Origin of the sequence: Sphingobium sp. CFD-2, from assembly GCF_024611135.1 — a bacterium.
GTDB classification, from domain to species: domain Bacteria; phylum Pseudomonadota; class Alphaproteobacteria; order Sphingomonadales; family Sphingomonadaceae; genus Sphingobium; species Sphingobium fuliginis.
The window spans coordinates 1,579,608-1,597,601 of the sequence record NZ_CP084405.1 but is presented as its reverse complement, the minus strand read 5'-3'; the positions used below and the strand labels follow the sequence as shown (position 1 = coordinate 1,597,601).

Here is a 17,994-nt window from a genome sequence, read left to right as displayed (position 1 = left end):
GGACAGTCGGAAAGTTCGCCCCACGTTCCACCCGCCCCCTGGATGTCAATTTTTATAAGGCTTGTGTCTCGCGGAAAGCGCTCGCTTGGGCTAGTCACTAATCAATGTCAATACGCCGTCTGCCCGAACATCTGGTCAATCGCATCGCCGCGGGCGAAGTGGTCGAAAGGCCCGCCAGCGCGCTCAAGGAAATCGTGGAAAATGCGCTGGATGCCGGATCTCTCCGGATCGCCATCCGCATCTCCAATGGCGGGCTCGACCGGATGGAGGTGAGCGACGACGGCTGCGGCATGACCCGGGATGATATGGCGCTGGCGCTGGAACGCCACGCCACGTCCAAACTGCCCGACGACGCCATCGAAAATGTCGCAACGCTGGGTTTCCGGGGCGAAGCGCTGCCCTCCATCGCCAGCGTCGCGCGTCTTTCCATCGACAGCCGGCCGCAGGGGCAGGACGGTTGGAACCGAACAGTCGACAATGGCGTGGTGGTGAGCGAAGGCCCCGCCGCGCTGCCCCCCGGCACGCGCGTCACGGTCGAACAGCTTTTCGCCCGCGTCCCCGCCCGCCGCAAGTTCCTGCGCTCCGCCAAGGCGGAATATGCCGCCTGCCTCGATGTCATCCGTCGCCTTGCCATGGCGCATCCTTCCGTGGCCTTCAGCATGGAGCATGACGGACGGCGCGTGCTGGGCGTGCAGGCGGGGGAGGCGCGGGAGGATCGCGTCGCCGCGCTCACCGACCGGGCGCTGGCCGACAATCATGTCATCGTGGCGCTGGAAAGAGAGGGGGTGCGCCTGTCGGGCGTGGCCTCGCTGCCGACCTATAATCGGGGGGTGGGCGATCATCAGTTCCTGTTCGTGAACGGCCGTCCGGTGCGCGACCGGCTGCTGGTCGGAGCGGTGAGGGGCGCCTATGCCGACATGCTGGCGCGGGATCGGCATCCGGTGGTGGCGCTGTTCCTTGACGTTCCGCCGCTGGAGGTGGACGTCAACGTCCATCCCGCCAAGACGGAGGTCCGCTTTCGCGATCCGGCGCTGATCCGGGGCATGATCGTCTCCGGCCTGCGCCGCGCGCTGGATGCGGAGGGTTTCCGCGCTGTCCAGCATGCCGACCCCGCCGGCCTTTCGGCATGGAAGCCCGAACCGGTTTCCCCCACGCCGATCGGCGCCATGCCGATATTCGAAGCCGCCGGCGCGTCCGTTCCGACCTATTCTGTGGCCGAGCGCCGTCCCGGCTTCCTGACGCCCCCGCCGCAGGCCCGCGCCGAACCTGCCGCCGCACCCGCGCCTGAAGGAACCAGCTTTCCGCTGGGCGTCGCCCGTGGGCAGGTCGCCCGCACCTATATCGTCGCGGAAGCAGAGGATGGGCTGGTCATCGTCGACCAGCATGCCGCGCATGAACGGCTGACCCTCGAACGCATGCGCCGCGCCATGGAAGGGCAGGGGGTCGCCGCCCAAACGCTGTTGCTGCCCGAAGTGGTCGAACTGGACGAGCCCGCCTGCGACCGGCTGGAGGCGCGGATCGAGGAACTGAAGGAATTCGGGCTGGAACTGGAGCGCTTCGGTCCCGCCGCCATGCTGGTGCGCGCAACGCCTGCGATGCTGGGGCAGGGGGATGTGCAGGGACTGGTGTCCGATCTGGCCGACGACCTCGCCGCCTATGACAGTGCGCTCTCCCTGAAGGAACGGTTGGATCTGGTGGCCGCCACCATGGCGTGCCATGGCTCCGTCCGCGCCGGGCGGGTGCTGAGCGTCACGGAGATGAACGCCCTGCTCCGCGAGATGGAGATCACCCCCCGCAGCGGCCAATGCAATCATGGCCGCCCGACCTGGGTGAAGCTGGGCCATGGCGACATAGAAAAGCTGTTCGGGAGGAAATAGGATGACGGGGATCGACCATTCAGCGCAATGCGTGCGCGCGATAAATCCGGTCCGGACGCCATCCCATCGCCTGTGAAGGAAGCACCGATGAAGCGGCTTCTCCTCCTTCTTGCCCTCGCCCCGCTACACGCCCAAGCCGCAGCTGATCCCTGCGCCGGTGCGCCATCCCTGCCGGAACCCTGGACAAGCTGGACCCAGAGCGGCACCGTGACCGCGGGCGCGACGGCATCCACCGCGCCGCGCATCATCCTGGGCAAGCCTGTCGTCGCTGAGTTGCGACCCGGTCGGCAGGTTCAGTTCATCGTCCCGCCCGGCAAGTCCCTTCCGAAAAGCCATGCCGGCCTCTTCACCCTGGCCGTGAAGGATGCGGCGCGCATTGGCATCGCTCTGTCGGAAGGGGCCTGGGTGGACGCCGCCACCGGCACGACCGCGCTGACCTCCGTCGCCCATGAGCATGGGCCGGCCTGTTCCGGCATCCGCAAGATCCTGTGGTTCGACCTGTCGCCGGGCCTTCACACCATCCAGATCGCCAGCGCCTTAAAGCCTTCGATCCGCATCATGGCCGCCGACGCCCGCGCCAACCAGCCCCGTTGACTCAAGTCGGGCGCGTCCGGAACATGGCGATCGGCTTCATCGACAGCACCGGCTCGTCGCGTTGGTTGAAGAGCGTGATGTGGGTCTTCACGATCCCCATTTCGGGGCGGCTGCGCGACGCCTTGACCTCTATCACCTCGGAAACGCCGCGCAGCGTGTCGCCCGGACGAACCGGCTGCAACCAGCGCAGTTCATCCACGCCCATCGCACCCAGGCTGGCGGCCTGAATGCCCGGATTGCGCTGCCATTCCGCCACCATCATCTTCATCGACAGGGCCGTGGTATGCCACCCGCTGGAGGCCAGGCTGCCGAAATGCGTGCCCGCCGCAGCCTCGTCGGACAGATGGAAGGGCTGAGGGTCGAATTCGCTGGCAAAGGCGACGATCTCCTCCCGGCTGATGGTGAGCGGACCGAATTCGTTCCTGTCACCTACTTGCACATCTTCGAAATAGACGATCTCGCTCATGCCCGTTTCCTTCCGCAACGGGTGAAGGAGTAGTTTCCGTTTACGCGAACGTCAATGCCTGACAAGACCTGCCAATGTGGCGGAATTGCCGTCGCCCGGGCGGGGCGCGATTCCCAGAATCGTTGCGAGCAGCGGATAGATGTCGACATTGTCGAAACCCGAAGGCGGCGTGAACCCTCTGTCGAAAGCCGGGCCATTGGCGATGAACAGGGCCTGCATTTCCGGCGCCTGATTGTCCCAGCCATGATCGCCGCCGACGAACGGTTTGACGGGACCGCTCGGCTGTATCACCCAGCCGGTCTCGGCAAGGCAGAAATAAGGCGGGATGCGCCGATGCGCGCCATAATGGAAACGCGCTGGGATCGCGCTTTTCCGCCAGCATTGCATATGCGCATGGGGCTTCAGCAGGTCCGCTTCCAGCGCCGCCTCATGACCCGGTTGCGCAGCCAGGCTGGCATAAGGTCCGCTTTCGACGATGCGGTAGTCAGCCGGGTCCGCCACCTTGTCCAGCGCGACCACCCGCTCGCTCGATTTCTGCGCCATGCCATGGTCGGACAGGATCACGAGATTGGCCGGCTGGCCCATGGCCTTCAGCCCGTCGACCAGCATGCCGATCTCGCCATCGACCTCCGCTGCCGCCTGCGTCGTCTCGGCCGCTTCCGGTCCGGCTGCATGGCCCGCCGTGTCCACCGCATCGAAATAGAGCGTCAGGAAGCGCGGGCGGATCGCCGCCGGCCGCCGCAACAGGTCCAGCACGCCGTTCACCCGCTGCGTCCCCGAAATCTCCTGGTTGAACTGTGCCCAGTCGCCCGGCCGGGTGCCGCCGCTGATCCTGTGCGGCCACTCCGCCGCTTCCGTCCCGCCCCAGGCCACGTTGGACCCGGGCCAGAACAATGTCCCCGTCCGTACGCCGGCCTTCTCCGCCGTCACCCAGATCGGCTCGGCCCCGTTCCACCAGAAGGGATCGTCGGTCGCCATGGTGAAGGTCTCACCGGGGCGCGCCGCATCCTCCATCCTGTTGGCGACGATGCCGCTGCGGTCGGGACGCTGGCCGGTCACTATGGCCCAATGATTGGGGAAGGTCTTGGTGGGGAAGGAGGGGCGCATCGCTGCCTCGACCCCGCTCGCGGCCAGCGTGGACAAATGCGGCGTTACGCCTCGTTTCAGATAATCCGGGCGAAAGCCGTCGATGGATATCAATATCGTGACCGCTTCCCGCCGCTCGGCCAGTGCGGAACTGGACACCAGCCGCTCGTCCGGTCGCGCGCAGCCGCCGAGCACCTGTAGAAGGAGAAGGCCGGCGAAGGAAAAGCGGCGGAAAAACATGCCCCTGCCTTAGCAGAAGGACCATGACGGTAAAGTGACGAGCGCCCTATGCCCCGCTCACATAGGGCATCATCGCCATCCAGGCGTTCCGCTTCGCCTCCCGCGACATGCTGGCGAAAGCGCCGCTGGAGGAGGGGAGGTCGATCAGAGCCAGTCCCGGTCGCGCACCGATCTGGCGCCGCCCATGCAGCGCGGCGGTCTTGCCGTTGAAGGCCACAGCCTCCAGCGCGGGAAGCCGATCCACGAAGGCCGACAGGTCGCGCAACTCCGCGCCCCGGATCGCGCTGTCCAGGCTGCCCTCCCGGTCAGCGCTTTCGATCACGTCCCAAAGGCCCACTGCCCTTGCCTTCAGCCGCTTCAACCGCATCGCATAGGGCTGGCCGCGCAGATCCTCGCCCAGCACATCGCCCATCAGCGCCCAGAAGGCGTTGCCGCGATGCGCATAATATTCGCCCTGCCTGATCGATACGTCACCCGGCAGGCTGCCCAGGATCAGCAGCCGCGTCGCTTCGTCTACGCTGGGGGGAAAGGCCGCCTTGCGTCGCGCAGCCATCTGTCCCGGACGCAGCATCGGCCCTCAGACGTTGAACCGGAACAGCATGATGTCGCCATCCTGCGTCACATATTCCTTGCCTTCGGAACGCCACTTGCCCGCTTCCTTGGCCCCGGCCTCGCCATTATACTGGACGTAATCCGCATAGGCCATGGTTTCCGCCCGGATGAAGCCCTTTTCGAAATCGGTATGGATCGCCCCTGCCGCCTGGGGCGCCTTCGATCCCTTGGCCACTGTCCAGGCGCGCGCCTCCTTCGGTCCAACGGTGAAGAAGGTGATGAGGCCAAGCAGTTCATAACCGGCGCGGATGATGCGGGCGAGGCCGGCTTCCTCCAGCCCCAGAGCCTCCAGATATTCAGCCCGTTCCTCGACCGGCATGGTGATGAGTTCGGCTTCGATCGCGGCCGAGACGATCACCGCCTTCGCACCTTCCGCCGCCGCCTTTTCGAACACGCGGGCCGAATGGGCGTTGCCTTGTGCCGCGCTTTCTTCCTCGACATTGCAGACGTAGAGGACAGGCTTGGCCGTCAGCAGTTGCGCCTGGCGGAAGATGCGCTCCTCCTCATCGTCGCCCGGCCGGGTCAGCCGCGCCGGCTTGCCCTCGCGCAGCAGGTCCAGCGCCTTGCCCAGCACGGACGCCGCGGCCTTCGCCTCCTTGTCGCCCTGCGCCGCCTTCTTGGCGAAGTTCGGCACGCGCTTTTCAAGGGATTCGAGGTCCGCCAGCATCAACTCGGTCTCGACCGTCTCGGCGTCGGCAATGGGGTCCACCTTGCCCTCGACATGGGTGATGTCGTCATCCTCGAAGCAGCGCAGCACATGGACGATGGCGTCCACCTCGCGGATGTTCGCCAGGAACTGGTTGCCCAGGCCTTCGCCCTTGGACGCGCCGCGCACCAGCCCCGCAATGTCGACGAAGGCAAGCTGCGTCTCGATGATCTTGGCCGAACCGCCGATCTTCGCGATCGTCTGCAGGCGCTGGTCGGGCACGGCGACCTGCCCGACATTGGGCTCGATCGTGCAGAAGGGATAGTTCGCCGCCTGCGCCGCCTGCGTCTCCGTCAGCGCATTGAACAGGGTGGACTTGCCCACATTGGGAAGCCCGACGATACCGCAACGAAAACCCATGATACTGCCTTCACGTCAAATCCGATGGCCGCGCCGATAGCGCTTTCCCGGCGGCTTGGCCAGAGTCCGTGCGGTCTCAATGACGGAAGAAGAGCGTGACGGAAGCGACATGGTTCACGCGCGCATTGCCGCCGCGCCGGTCGATCCACTGGTTCAGATAGCCGATCTCGGCCGTGGATGCGCCGCCCAGCGCGATCTCGGCCCCGATGAAGCTGCGCAACTGATCGAACCCGCCCTTCGCGCCCCAGTCGGTGCTGTTGAGCGCCACGAAGCCCTCGCCATAGACGAGAGCGCTCACCGCCTTGCTGCCCAGCGGCTTTTCGTAGCGCAGCATCTCCCGCAGTCGCCAGCCCATGTCGTCGCCGTCGGAACGCCAGCGCTGCTCCAGCCGGGTCCGCGACGAAAGCTCGCCGCCCCAGGGCTTGCCGATGGTCCAGTTGACCTGCTGGAAGCTTCGCTCCTCATTGACGTCGCGCCCATTGTCGACCGGCAGCACGACATGGGCATAGCCCTGATAGACAGTCACGCGGTGGGACAGTTTCCAGCCCAGGCCACCGCGCAGGATGGTCTGATCGACCCCTGAAACGCCATCCCCGAAGCGTGGCTGAATCTCCGCGAAATAGACGAGATCGCCGGAGATCGGGCCCATGGCGGTGAGGTTCAGCCAGAATTGCTCATCCTCCGCCGTCCGGGCCTGGGCAGGGGCGGCCATGGCGATCAGCGCGCAGGAGAGGGCAGGCAACAGGCGACGCATCACGTCCTCGCAAAAAAAAGCGCCGCTCTTGATGATGCTGCTCCTGTGAAGGCAGGAGTCCAGTTCAGACGGTTATTCGTCTTCCAAATGGCCGGACTGGGCTACTGCCTTCGCAGAAGCACGAAGAGCGTCGGTCGATTGCCCGCCCTTTAGCGTGCCCTCATTTCCGGTCCATTTCCCCATGGTAAGCTTTGGCGACTATCCTCAGGTAATCACGCTCGGCCGTTCCATCCCGGTAAAGCCCGAAATGTCGGCAATTTCCTGCGCCGCCTTCATCAGCGGTGCGAGCGCCTCGCCCGTCTCCAGCGCCAGATCGCCATCCGCGCCCACATAGCGCTCGATATAGACGCGCAGGGTCGCGCCTTCCGTGCCCGTCCCCGAAAGCCGGAACACCACCCGAGAACCATCCTCGAACAGCACGCGCACGCCCTGGTTCCGGCTGACGGACTGGTCGGTCGGATCGCTATAGGCGAAATCGTCGGCGCTTTGCACCGTGCCGCCGCTGTTTGTCGTGCCCGGCAGCGCCTCCAGTCGGTCCCGCAGCGCCGCCATCAGCGCATCGGCCCTGTCCTTGGCAATCGCTTCATAATCATGCCGCGCATAATAGTTGCGGCCATAGGTCGCCCAATGTTCGGCCATGATCTGCGCCACGCTTTGCCGCCGGACGGCCAGGATGTTGAGCCACAGCAGCACCGCCCAGATGCCGTCCTTTTCCCGCACATGGTCGGACCCGGTGCCGGCGCTTTCCTCCCCGCAGATGGTTGCCATGCCGGCATCCAGCAGATTGCCGAAGAATTTCCATCCCGTCGGCGTTTCATAGAGCGGAATGCCCAGCTTTTCCGCCACGCGATCGGCCGCGCCGCTGGTCGGCATCGAGCGCGCAATGCCCTTGAGGCCCGCCGCATAGCCTGGCGCCAGATGCGCATTGGCCGCCAGCACGGCGAGCGAATCCGAAGGGGTGACGTAACAATGTCGCCCGATGATCAGGTTGCGGTCGCCATCGCCATCCGAAGCGGCGCCGAAATCCGGCGCGTCCGGCGCCATCATCCGGTCGTACAGCTCCCTGGCGTGAACCAGATTGGGATCGGGATGATGATGGCCGAAGTCGGTCAGGGGGGTGGCGTTGCGCACGGTGTCCGCAGGCGCGCCCAGCCGTTTTTCGAAAATCTCGACGGCATAGGGGCCTGTCACCGCGCTCATCGAATCGAAGGAAAGGGTGAAGCCGTCCGCGATCATCGCCCGGATCGCGGTAAAGTCGAACAGCGTCTCCATCAGTTCGACATAGCCCGCGACCGGATCGACCACCTCGACGGTCATGTCGCCCAGGGTCGTGCTGCCCAGCGTGTCGATGTCGACATCGTTCGCCTCGAAAAAGCGATAGCTGTCGATGGCCAGGGTCCGCGCATGAATGGCGTCGGTCACCTTCTCCGGCGCCGGGCCGCCGTTCGAGACATTATATTTGATCCCGAAATCCTCGTCTGGCCCGCCCGGATTGTGGCTGGCGGACAGAACCAGTCCGCCAAAGGCCCCCGACGACCGGATCAGATGCGAGGCCGCCGGAGTGGAGAGAATTCCGTCCCGTCCCACCAGAACACGGCCGAAACCATTGGCGGCCGCCATCTTCAAAACGGTCTGGATAACCTCCCGATTGAGGTAGCGGCCGTCGCCGCCGACCACCAGCGTCTGGTCCTCGTACCCTTCAAGGCTGTCGAAGACCGACTGGACGAAATTTTCGGCATAATGGGGCTGCTGGAAGACCCGCACCTTCTTGCGCAGGCCGGACGTGCCCGGCTTCTGGTCGTCGAAAGGCTGCGTCGCGAAGGTCTGTATCACCCGGATCCCCTTGGTCAGTGGAAAGTCAGGCCTACTCTATGGCGTGGGACTGCGACAGTCCGCAATCCACCCTGGCCATTTCACCGTGAGGGCAGGGCGGACGGACGCGCAATTCGCCCGTCTCAGTCCGCCAGCCGCAGCGCCACCTCATTCATGAACCGCGCATCCTCTCCCTTGGCGAGCCACTCCGCCTCCGCCCCGATCGCGCCCAGCATATCGGCCAGCGCGTCCATCTCGCTCTTGTGATAATTGCCCAGCACATAGCCGTGCACCCGGTCCTTGTGCCCCGGATGGCCGATGCCGATCCTCACCCGGCGAAACTCCGCCCCTATATGCGCATCGGTCGAACGCAGGCCGTTATGTCCCGCATTGCCGCCGCCGCGCTTCACCTTGACCTTCATGGGCGCAAGGTCCAGTTCGTCGTGAAAGACCGTCACGTCCTGCGGCGTCAGCTTGTAGAAGCGCATGGCTTCCCCAACCGAGCGTCCGCTCTCGTTCATGAAGGTTGCCGGTTTCAGCAGGACGATCTTCTCAGGGCCGATGCGTCCTTCCTGCGCCCAGCCCTGGAACTGCTTCTTCGGCGGAGAGAAGCGATGCATGTCCGCGATCAGGTCGACCGCCATGAAACCGACATTATGCCGGTTCATCGCATATTGGGTTCCGGGATTGCCCAGGCCCACCCAGATCTGCATCGCGTCGATACTCCCGATAAGACAAACCCCCGTTCGTCCTGAACCTGTCGAACGGCCTCACTTCTTCGAAAAGAACGGGGCTTCGACAAGCTCAGCCCGAACGGGGGTTGAGCGAACCGATAAACGGCCAGCCAGACTAGGGGCTTATTCGCCCTGAGCCGGCGTCTCATTGTCGCCTTCGGCGCTCTTTAGAGCCGAGGGGGCAACGATGGTCGCGACGGTGAAGTCGGTTTCGTCATGGGCAGCCTTGGCGCCCTTGGGCAGCTTCACGGCGCCGATGTGGATCGACTCACCGACATCCAGGCCGGTCAGGTCGACGACGACATCGTCCGGAATCTCGGCCGCATCGACGATCAGTTCGATCTCGTGCGCGACGATGTTGAGCACGCCGCCCTTCTTCAGGCCGGGCGAAGCGTCTTCATTGCTGAAGACAACCGGCACGTTGACGTGGACGGTGGCATGTTCCGAAACGCGCAGGAAGTCGGCGTGCAGCGGACGGTCGGTCACGGGGTGGAAAGCCACATCCTTGGCGAGGGTGCGGACCTTCTTGCCGCCCACTTCGACGAAGACGACCGAATTGAAGAAATGGCCGGTGCCGAGCAGCTTGTTGAGAAGCTTTTCCTCGACGTGGATCGACTGCGGTTCTTCATTGTTACCATAGATGACGGCGGGTACGCGGCCCTCACGGCGGAGAGCGCGGGAGGCTCCCTTGCCTGCCCGATCGCGTGCCTCTGCCGACAGCGTAAGCTGCTCGCTCATTGCGTGTCTCCAAAAGCAAATTGATGTAGGTGCCCGCCACGCCTCCAGGGATGACCATGTCGGGACCGCGGCCCAATAGCAGAAAGGCGCTGGAAAGCAAGGGCCGGGAAGCGGGATGGGTGCTACTGCATCCGCGTCACCCTGTATCCACCGGCCCGAAGCAGGTCGACCAGATTGTCCTTGCCCGCCAGATGTCCAGCGCCCACCGCGATGAAGGGCCGCCCCTTGAGCGTCTCCACCGACTTCACCCAGTCACGGTTCCGGTCCACCAGCACCGCTTGTTCCACCACTGGATCGGGCGTCTCGCCCAACCTGCCGTCCCGCGCAAGGGTGGCGAGATCGCCCCTGATCCAGGCGTTGAGGATATGATCGTAAAGCCGCCGCATCTCCTTCGCCTCGCGCACCGTATCGACCAGCAGCCGCCGCTGCGCATCCGGGGGGAGCGTATCGAAGGCCCGAAACTGCCGCTCCACAGTCTCCAGCCCGCTTATGGGCTTGCCCGCCTTTCCGAATATCGCGATCAGCGCGGGCTCAACGCCATGATCCTGGCGGACATGCAGGGCCTGTTGCGCCGCCGCCGAAAGCAGCATCGCCGCCGCCCAATCCTTATAAGCGGAGAGAGTTTGCATATTGGTGCCGCCATTCCCGACGATCTCCTCCAGCGTCGCCTTGTCTCCCGCCGGAACGCGCGTCTCCAGCAGGGGCAGCCCCGGACTGCGCCCCATCCTCTCGAACTGCGCCAAAGTGCCCGCCTGATCCTGTATTCCGGCCGATTCCAGCACCAGCCTGTCCGCTCGTCCGATCGCCTCCCCGATCGGCCCGGTCCGCCATTCCACGCCGCCCGGCAATATATGGATGGTGCCGAACAGCCAGCCGTCGACGCCCTTGCCCTCCACCCGCCAGAGCGCGGGCCCTCCACCGGGCGGCGGGGCAGGGGGATTCTCCCTGCAAGCGGCAATCAGGCATAGGACGGCCAGCCCCAGCCAGCGCGCCAGAAGGCCGATCATCCTATTGTTTCACCCTTGCCGACGCGATGCCCAGCGCCGCCAACTGGTCCTGTACGCTGCCCTTGCCCGCCAGATGCCCGGCGCCGACGGCAATGAACAGGGTGCCCGGCTGGTCGAGCCGCCGCTTGATCCATTTCGCCCAGTTGGCGTTGCGCTGGATCAGCAGCACCTGGGCCAGTTCCGGCGTCGCCTCCAGCGATTCGTTCATCTCCGCCGCCAGCTTGTCCGGCTCCCCGCCCTGCCAGTGCGCGACCAGGCTGGCGAACTCCCGGTCCATGTCCGGCAGGCCCTCTATGGTCGCGGTCAGGAAGTTCACCTGCTGCTCCATCGGCAGGCCGGCGAAATAGCCGAGCTGCTGTTCCACCGTCTCCAGCGCGCCGACCTTCTTGCCCGAAGCCCTGGCCGCCGACGTCAGCACCTTCTCCGCGCCCAGGTCCGACTTGTAGCCCAGCGCTTCCAGGGGCTTCACCGACAGCGCCATGCCCGCCATCCAGGGATTGAACATCTCGAAGGCCTGCCAGGGAAGCCCGTTCGTGCTCATCGCCGCCTGATATTTGGCGCGGTCGTCCGCGCCCAGGCGGTCCGACAGCTTCACGCCGTCCCGCGCAAGCGCCGCGCCCGCCATGGTGGACGCCAGCCCATTGGGATCTTCCGGCTCGACGATCTCCAGCACCAGCTCGTCCGACTGATCGAAGGCCGATCTGACCCCGCCCTTGAACCAGTCGACCCCCGGCTTCATCACATGGACGGTGCCGAACAGGTAGATGGTGGTGTCGGCGTCCTTCACCTCCCACAGGGCCGGCGTCACATAGGCGGAGCGCGTCGCCGCACCGCGGGCGGCGGCGGGCTGTTCCAGCGCGCATCCGCCAAGCAGCATCATGGCGGGGGCCAGCCAGCGGAAAGAGGGCCATCTCATCTGAATTGCGGGTCCGTTTCCTTAAGGGTTTTCCCTTCCATGCGGGCCACCGGCCGCCAGAGCAAGCGGATTTACGGTTAAGCCCGCCCTCTTTCCCTTGACCCTGCGCCCTCGCTGCGCCAAGGCGCGCCGCAATCGATCCGTCATTTTCTTAAAGCCGTGATTTCTGGGGACCACCGGTGGCGACAAGTAAAGCGCTTTCCTTTCAGGACCTGATCCTGACCCTGCATGCCTATTGGGGACGGCAGGGCTGCGTGATCCTGCAACCCTATGACATGGAAGTGGGCGCGGGCACCTTCCACCCCGCGACGACGCTGCGCAGTCTTGGCCCCAATGCCTGGAACGCCGCTTATGTCCAGCCCAGCCGCCGTCCGACCGATGGCCGCTATGGCGAGAACCCGAACCGTCTCCAGCATTATTATCAATATCAGGTCATCATGAAGCCCAGCCCGGCAAACCTCCAGGAACTTTACCTGGGTTCGCTGGCGGAGATCGGCATCGATCCGCTGGTCCACGACATCCGCTTCGTCGAGGACGATTGGGAAAGCCCGACGCTGGGCGCCTGGGGGCTTGGCTGGGAAGTGTGGTGCGACGGGATGGAAGTCACCCAGTTCACTTATTTCCAGCAGATGGGCGGTTTCGACTGCAAGCCGGTCGCGGGTGAGCTGACCTATGGCCTGGAACGCCTCGCCATGTACATCCAGGGCGTCGACAGCGTGTATGACCTGAAGTTCAACGATGCGGGCGTCACCTATGGCGAAGTGTTCCTGGAAAATGAGCGGCAGATGTCGAAATGGAATTTCGAGATAGCCGATACCGAAAAGCTGTTCCGCTGGTTCAGGGATGCGGAGGCGGAGTGCAAGGCTTCGCTGGAGGCAGGCGTTCCGTTCGCCGCCTATGATCAGGCGATCAAGGCGAGCCATGTCTTCAACCTGTTGCAAGCGCGTGGCGTCATCTCGGTGCAGGAACGTGCCAGCTATATCGGCCGCGTTCGCGACCTCGCCAAGGGCGCCTGCGAAAAGTGGATGGAAGTGAACGGGTGGGCCGCATGATGGACTCGGTTATCTCCGCCATGCCCACCAAAGCCGGGATTTCGGACCCGGCGGCGTCCCACTTGCGGCGCGGCGCGCCCAACCTGGAGGAAGCCGCATGACTGATTTCCTCCTCGAACTGCGCTGCGAGGAAATCCCCGCGCGCATGCAGATCAAGGCGTCGGAAGACCTTGCCCGCCTCTTCACCGAGGAACTGGCAAGGTCCGGCCTGCAGCCTGAAAGAATCGACAGCTTCGTCACCCCCCGCCGCCTGGCCCTGATAGCCCGCAACCTGCCGCTGGAAACCGCCGCTGTCAGCGAAGAATTCAAGGGGCCCCGCACCTCGGCGCCCGCGCAGGCGCTGGAGGGCTTCCTTCGCAAGACCGGCCTGACCCAGGATCAGCTTGAGGATCGTGACGGCGTCTGGTTCGCCACGGTCAACAAGCCCGGCCGCGCCACTGCCGAGGTTCTGGCCGAAGCCGTCCCTGCCATTATCCGCAGCTTCCCCTGGCCCAAGTCGATGCGCTGGGGCCCCGCGTCGCAGACTACGGAAAGCCTGCGCTGGGTCCGCCCGCTGCAAGGCATCGTCGCGATCCTGGGCGAAGATCTGGTCGACATCGAAATCGAAGGCATCCGCAGCGGCTACGCAACGCTGGGACACCGCTTCCACCATCCCGGCGAGATCACCATCGGCGGCGCGCATGACTATGCCGAAAAGCTGCGCGCATACCATGTGATCGCCAGCCATCAGGAACGCCAGTCGATCATCGAGGCAAGGGCTGCCGAAGCCGCAGCAGCCCGCGGCTACGCGGTGATCGAGGACAAGGGCCTCGTCGCGGAAAATGCGGGGCTGACCGAGTGGCCGGTCCCGCTCTTGGGCGATTTCGACCCGGCCTTCCTTGAGGTGCCGCCTGAAGTCATTCAGCTAACCCTGCGTATCAACCAGAAATATTTCGTCCTGCGCGACGCGAACGGCAAGCTGGCCCCGGCCTTCATCTGCACCGCCAATATCGAGGCGAAGGATGGCGGCGCGGCGATCGTGGCGGGCAACCGCAAGGTTCTCGCCGCCCGCCTGTCGGATGCCCGCTTCTTCTGGGAGCAGGATCGCAGGACGAAGCTGGAGGATCACGCAAAGAAGCTGGAACGCATCACCTTCCACGAAAAGCTCGGCACCGTGGCCGATAAGGTGGAGCGTGTCGCAAAGCTGGCGCGCCGGTTGGTGGAAGAAGGCATCGTCGACCCTGCGAAGGCGGGGGCCCATCCCCAGACCTCTCACCCGGACGCAACATCGGCGATGGATTCCCGCCTGCGTGGGAATAACGAAGGGAAAAAGGCGCTGGCGGACTTGGCCGAACAGGCTGCCCGTCTCGCCAAGGCCGACCTTGTCACCGAAATGGTAGGCGAGTTCCCCGAACTTCAAGGCATCATGGGCGGCTACTATGCCCGGGCCGAAGGCCTGCCCGATGGCGTGGCAGATGCCATCCGCGACCATTACAAGCCGGTCGGGCAGGGAGATGAAGTCCCGACCGCGCCGCTGACCGTGGCTGTATCGCTGGCCGACAAACTGGATACGCTCCGCTCCTTCTTCGGCATCGATGAGAAGCCTACCGGCTCGCGCGATCCCTTCGCCCTCCGCAGGGCAGCGCTGGGCGTCATCCAGATCGTCACCGCCAATAATTTGCGTCTGTCCGTGGCGGAGGGTGAATTGCTCGACTTCTTCGCGGACCGTCTGAAGGTCCAGCAGCGTGAAGCCGGCGTCCGCCATGACCTGATCGACGCCATATTCGCATTGGGCGGCGAAGACGATCTGGTCCGTCTGCTAGCCCGCGTGAAGGCGCTCCAGTCCTTCATCGCCACGGACGACGGCGCCAACCTCCTCGCCGGCTACAAGCGTGCGGCAAACATCCTCAAGAAGGAAGGCGCCGAAACAGCCGGGCAGGTCGAACTCTCCCATGCCCCCGAACAGGCGGAGGCGGATCTGATCGCCGCGCTGGACGCCGCGGAGCCTCGCGCTGACGCCTCTCTGGCGGCGGAAGATTTCGAAGGGGCCATGGCAGCACTTGCAACATTGCGGGCGCCGATCGACGCCTTTTTCGAAACCGTCACCGTCAACGATGCCGATCCGGCGAAACGTTCCGCTCGCCTCGCGCTGCTTGCGCGGGTGCGGAACGCCGTCCACGCGGTGGCCGACTTCTCGAAAATTACGGGCTAATACCAAAACATACCCGCACAAGCGGGAAAATCAGTGGAATCGGAGAGCAATCGTCGTAAAAGCGGGTGCGTTTGTCGCCCGCCTGTTGTTTAAGTTTTGTTGCATCGCACAAATACACGGCAATCAGTGCAGGAGAGCCGCGATTATGTTGACAATGGAAGAGGCCAGCATGAGCACGACCGCAACCCGTTATGTTTATCGTTTCGGCGGCGGCGTCGATGATGGCGGCAAAGGGGACAAGAATCTTCTCGGCGGCAAGGGTGCGAATCTGGACGGCATGGCTGCGATCGGCCTGCCGGTGCCCCCGGGCTTCACCATCACCACGGAGATGTGCACCCGCTATTATCAGGACGGCGGGGTCTATCCTGAAAGCCTGAAAGCGGAAGTCGCCAACGGCATCGCCCATATCGAGGGCATCACCGGCAAGAAGTTCGGTGACAAGGCCGACCCGCTGCTGGTTTCCGTTCGTTCCGGCGCGCGCATCTCGATGCCCGGCATGATGGACACGGTCTTGAACCTCGGCCTCAACGACGAAACCGTGCTGGGTCTGGCTGCCGCTTCCGGCGACGAACGTTTCGCCTGGGACAGCTATCGCCGTTTCATCCAGATGTATTCGGACGTGGTGCTGGAACTCGACCATGGCGCGTTCGAGGAAGCGCTGGAAGTCGCCAAGGAAGACCAGGGCTACACGCTCGACACGGAAATGACCGCCGACGACTGGAAGGCGCTCGTCACCGAATATAAGGGCCTTGTTTCAAAACTTTGGAACAAGCCCTTTCCGCAGGATGTGAACGACCAGCTCTGGGGCGCGATCAGCGCCGTCTTCGGCAGCTGGCAGGCCGACCGGGCCAAGGTCTATCGCCGCCTGAACTCGATTCCCCATGATTGGGGCACGGCCGTCAACGTGCAGGCGATGGTGTTCGGCAATATGGGCGATACTTCCGCCACCGGCGTCGCTTTCACCCGCGACCCGGCGACCGGCGAGAATGCCTATTATGGCGAATATCTGATCAATGCGCAGGGCGAGGATGTGGTGGCGGGCATTCGCACGCCGCAATACCTTACCAGGCAGGCGCGCGAGCGGGCAGGGGCCAAGCCGCTGTCGATGGAAGAGGCGATGCCGGAAACCTATGCCGAACTGGCGCGGGTGTTCCAGATCCTCGAAACCCATTATCGCGACATGCAGGACATCGAGTTCACGGTGCAGCAGGGCAAGCTCTGGATGCTCCAGACCCGCTCCGGCAAGCGCACCGCCAAGGCCGCGCTCAAGATCGCGGTCGACATGGCGAATGAGGGCCTGATCACCGAGGAAGAAGCCGTCGCCCGCGTCGATCCCGCTGCGCTTGACCAGCTTCTGCATCCGACGCTCGATCCCAAGGCGCCGCGCGATGTGCTGACCAAGGGCCTGCCCGCCTCTCCGGGCGCGGCTTCGGGCGCCATCGTGTTCGACGCCGACACTGCGGAGCGCCGCAACGAGCTGGGCGATTCGGTGATCCTCGTTCGTGTGGAAACCTCTCCGGAGGACATTCACGGCATGCATGCGGCCAAGGGCATCCTGACCGCGCGCGGCGGCATGACCAGCCACGCGGCCGTGGTGGCGCGCGGCATGGGCCGTCCCTGCGTTTCCGGCGCGGGCAGCCTGTCGATCGACAACGCCGCCAAGACGCTGCGCATCGAAGGCCGCACGCTCAAGGAAGGCGACATCCTCACCATCGACGGTTCGACCGGTGAGGTGATGGCGGGTGAAGTGCCGACCGTGCAGCCGGAACTGGCGGGTGACTTCGGCACGCTGATGGGCTGGGCCGACAAGGTCCGCCGCCTCAAGGTCCGGGCCAATGCCGAAACGCCGCTGGATTGCCAGACCGCCCGCGATTTCGGTGCTGAAGGCGTGGGCCTCTGCCGTACCGAGCATATGTTCTTCGACGCGGCCCGCATCACCGCCGTGCGCGAGATGATCCTCGCGGACACGGAAAAGGGCCGCCGCATCGCGCTCGACAAGCTGCTGCCGGAACAGCGCGACGACTTCGCGCAGATCTTCATGGTGATGGCGGGCCTGCCCGTCACCATCCGCCTGCTCGATCCGCCGCTGCACGAATTCCTGCCGCATGGCGAAGCGGAGTTCGAGGAAGTGGCCAAGGCTGCGGGCGTCGGCGTGGAAGCATTGAAGCGCCGCGCTGCCGAACTGCACGAATTCAACCCGATGCTTGGCCATCGCGGTTGCCGTCTGGGCGTCACCTATCCTGAAATCTACGAGATGCAGGCCCGCGCCATCTTCGAAGCCGCGCTGATCATCAAGCAGCGCAGCGGCGAGGCGCCGATCCCCGAAATCATGATCCCGCTCGTTGCCACGAAGAAAGAGCTGGAACTGATGAAGGCGATCGTCGACAGCGTAGCCAAGCAGGTTTTCGAGGAGCAGGGCGCCAGCGTCGACTATCTGGTCGGCACGATGATCGAACTGCCGCGCGCCGCGCTGAAGGCAGGCGAGATCGCGGAAGTGGGCGAATTCTTCTCCTTCGGCACCAACGACCTGACGCAGACCACCATCGGCATCAGTCGCGACGATGCCGGCCGCTTCCTGACGCAATATGTGGACAAGGGCATCTTCGCCCGCGACCCGTTCGTCAGCATCGACGTGGAAGGCGTTGGCGAACTGATCGAACTGGCCGCCGAACGCGGTCGAGCGACCCGCGAAGGCATCAAGCTCGGCATTTGCGGGGAACATGGCGGCGACCCGGCCTCCATCGCCTTTTGCGAGAAGACCGGTCTCGATTATGTGTCGGCCTCGCCCTATCGCGTGCCGATCGCGCGACTGGCTGCGGCTCAGGCGGCGCTGGCGAACCGGAAATGAC

Annotated in this window: 15 protein-coding genes; 5 read left to right on the top strand and 10 right to left on the bottom strand. The window is 64.6% G+C overall.

What is annotated here, in order from left to right; genetic code table 11:
* Window positions 1–104: 104 nt before the first annotated feature.
* On the top strand, window positions 105–1,877 hold the full coding sequence (gene mutL / locus LDB29_RS07640; RefSeq protein WP_061937773.1) for a DNA mismatch repair endonuclease MutL: 1,773 nt from the start codon (window positions 105–107) through the stop codon (window positions 1,875–1,877).
* 87 nt (window positions 1,878–1,964) lie between these two features.
* On the top strand, window positions 1,965–2,471 hold the full coding sequence (locus LDB29_RS07635) for a hypothetical protein (RefSeq protein WP_025550152.1): 507 nt from the start codon (window positions 1,965–1,967) through the stop codon (window positions 2,469–2,471).
* 1 nt (window position 2,472) lies between these two features.
* On the opposite strand, the gene LDB29_RS07630 is transcribed toward LDB29_RS07635, so the two are convergent.
* The 10 genes from LDB29_RS07630 to LDB29_RS07585 form a co-directional block, all read right to left on the bottom strand.
* Window positions 2,473–2,937 (bottom strand): MaoC family dehydratase, encoded by a 465-nt coding sequence (locus tag LDB29_RS07630; protein ID WP_025550153.1) that lies wholly within the window; start codon window positions 2,935–2,937, stop codon window positions 2,473–2,475.
* Between the two features lie 51 nt (window positions 2,938–2,988).
* Window positions 2,989–4,263 (bottom strand): ectonucleotide pyrophosphatase/phosphodiesterase, encoded by a 1,275-nt coding sequence (locus tag LDB29_RS07625; RefSeq protein ID WP_099185761.1) that lies wholly within the window; start codon window positions 4,261–4,263, stop codon window positions 2,989–2,991.
* Window positions 4,264–4,309: 46 nt separating this feature from the next.
* Complete coding sequence (locus LDB29_RS07620; RefSeq protein ID WP_025550154.1) at window positions 4,310–4,834, bottom strand: DNA-deoxyinosine glycosylase; 525 nt, start codon at window positions 4,832–4,834, stop codon at window positions 4,310–4,312.
* Window positions 4,835–4,840: 6 nt separating this feature from the next.
* The gene (gene ychF, locus LDB29_RS07615) at window positions 4,841–5,941 is read right to left on the bottom strand and encodes a redox-regulated ATPase YchF (protein ID WP_025550155.1); all 1,101 of its coding nucleotides are present in this window, start codon (window positions 5,939–5,941) and stop codon (window positions 4,841–4,843) included.
* A 76-nt stretch (window positions 5,942–6,017) separates the two neighbouring features.
* Window positions 6,018–6,695: a DUF2490 domain-containing protein gene (locus LDB29_RS07610; RefSeq protein ID WP_193666793.1), complete on the bottom strand. Its 678-nt coding sequence runs from the start codon at window positions 6,693–6,695 to the stop codon at window positions 6,018–6,020.
* Window positions 6,696–6,899: 204 nt separating this feature from the next.
* Window positions 6,900–8,528, bottom strand: coding sequence for an alpha-D-glucose phosphate-specific phosphoglucomutase (locus LDB29_RS07605; protein WP_025550156.1), 1,629 nt, complete (start codon window positions 8,526–8,528; stop codon window positions 6,900–6,902).
* Between the two features lie 122 nt (window positions 8,529–8,650).
* Window positions 8,651–9,220, bottom strand: a complete 570-nt coding sequence (gene pth, locus LDB29_RS07600; RefSeq protein ID WP_025550157.1) for an aminoacyl-tRNA hydrolase — start codon at window positions 9,218–9,220, stop codon at window positions 8,651–8,653.
* A gap of 144 nt (window positions 9,221–9,364) precedes the next feature.
* Complete coding sequence (locus tag LDB29_RS07595) at window positions 9,365–9,979, bottom strand: 50S ribosomal protein L25/general stress protein Ctc (protein ID WP_025550158.1); 615 nt, start codon at window positions 9,977–9,979, stop codon at window positions 9,365–9,367.
* 122 nt (window positions 9,980–10,101) lie between these two features.
* Window positions 10,102–10,986, bottom strand: a complete 885-nt coding sequence (locus LDB29_RS07590; protein WP_025550159.1) for a TraB/GumN family protein — start codon at window positions 10,984–10,986, stop codon at window positions 10,102–10,104.
* A 1-nt stretch (window position 10,987) separates the two neighbouring features.
* The gene (locus tag LDB29_RS07585) at window positions 10,988–11,902 is read right to left on the bottom strand and encodes a TraB/GumN family protein (protein ID WP_025550160.1); all 915 of its coding nucleotides are present in this window, start codon (window positions 11,900–11,902) and stop codon (window positions 10,988–10,990) included.
* Between the two features lie 179 nt (window positions 11,903–12,081).
* On the opposite strand from LDB29_RS07585, the gene LDB29_RS07580 reads away from it, so the two are divergent.
* The 3 genes from LDB29_RS07580 (at window position 12,082) to ppdK (ending at window position 17,993) form a co-directional block, all read left to right on the top strand.
* Window positions 12,082–12,954 (top strand): glycine--tRNA ligase subunit alpha, encoded by an 873-nt coding sequence (locus tag LDB29_RS07580; protein WP_025550161.1) that lies wholly within the window; start codon window positions 12,082–12,084, stop codon window positions 12,952–12,954.
* Between the two features lie 97 nt (window positions 12,955–13,051).
* Window positions 13,052–15,145, top strand: a complete 2,094-nt coding sequence (gene glyS / locus LDB29_RS07575) for a glycine--tRNA ligase subunit beta (RefSeq protein WP_025550162.1) — start codon at window positions 13,052–13,054, stop codon at window positions 15,143–15,145.
* A gap of 145 nt (window positions 15,146–15,290) precedes the next feature.
* Entirely contained in the window at window positions 15,291–17,993 is a 2,703-nt protein-coding gene (gene ppdK / locus LDB29_RS07570) for a pyruvate, phosphate dikinase (RefSeq protein ID WP_044662403.1), read from the top strand.
* The last annotated feature ends 1 nt before the right edge of the window (window position 17,994 follow it).

Bases quoted from the DNA above. Each gene is read 5' to 3' on its own strand.
- mutL (WP_061937773.1), top strand. From the start codon at position 105: ATGTCAATACGCCGTCTGCCCGAACATCTGGTCAATCGCATCGCCGCG.
- LDB29_RS07635 (WP_025550152.1), top strand. From the start codon at position 1,965: ATGAAGCGGCTTCTCCTCCTTCTTGCCCTCGCCCCGCTACACGCCCAA.
- LDB29_RS07630 (WP_025550153.1), bottom strand. From the start codon at position 2,937: ATGAGCGAGATCGTCTATTTCGAAGATGTGCAAGTAGGTGACAGGAAC.
- LDB29_RS07625 (WP_099185761.1), bottom strand. From the start codon at position 4,263: ATGTTTTTCCGCCGCTTTTCCTTCGCCGGCCTTCTCCTTCTACAGGTG.
- LDB29_RS07620 (WP_025550154.1), bottom strand. From the start codon at position 4,834: ATGCTGCGTCCGGGACAGATGGCTGCGCGACGCAAGGCGGCCTTTCCC.
- ychF (WP_025550155.1), bottom strand. From the start codon at position 5,941: ATGGGTTTTCGTTGCGGTATCGTCGGGCTTCCCAATGTGGGCAAGTCC.
- LDB29_RS07610 (WP_193666793.1), bottom strand. From the start codon at position 6,695: ATGCGTCGCCTGTTGCCTGCCCTCTCCTGCGCGCTGATCGCCATGGCC.
- pth (WP_025550157.1), bottom strand. From the start codon at position 9,220: ATGCAGATCTGGGTGGGCCTGGGCAATCCCGGAACCCAATATGCGATG.
- LDB29_RS07595 (WP_025550158.1), bottom strand. From the start codon at position 9,979: ATGAGCGAGCAGCTTACGCTGTCGGCAGAGGCACGCGATCGGGCAGGC.
- LDB29_RS07590 (WP_025550159.1), bottom strand. From the start codon at position 10,986: ATGATCGGCCTTCTGGCGCGCTGGCTGGGGCTGGCCGTCCTATGCCTG.
- LDB29_RS07585 (WP_025550160.1), bottom strand. From the start codon at position 11,902: ATGAGATGGCCCTCTTTCCGCTGGCTGGCCCCCGCCATGATGCTGCTT.
- glyS (WP_025550162.1), top strand. From the start codon at position 13,052: ATGACTGATTTCCTCCTCGAACTGCGCTGCGAGGAAATCCCCGCGCGC.
- ppdK (WP_044662403.1), top strand. From the start codon at position 15,291: ATGTTGACAATGGAAGAGGCCAGCATGAGCACGACCGCAACCCGTTAT.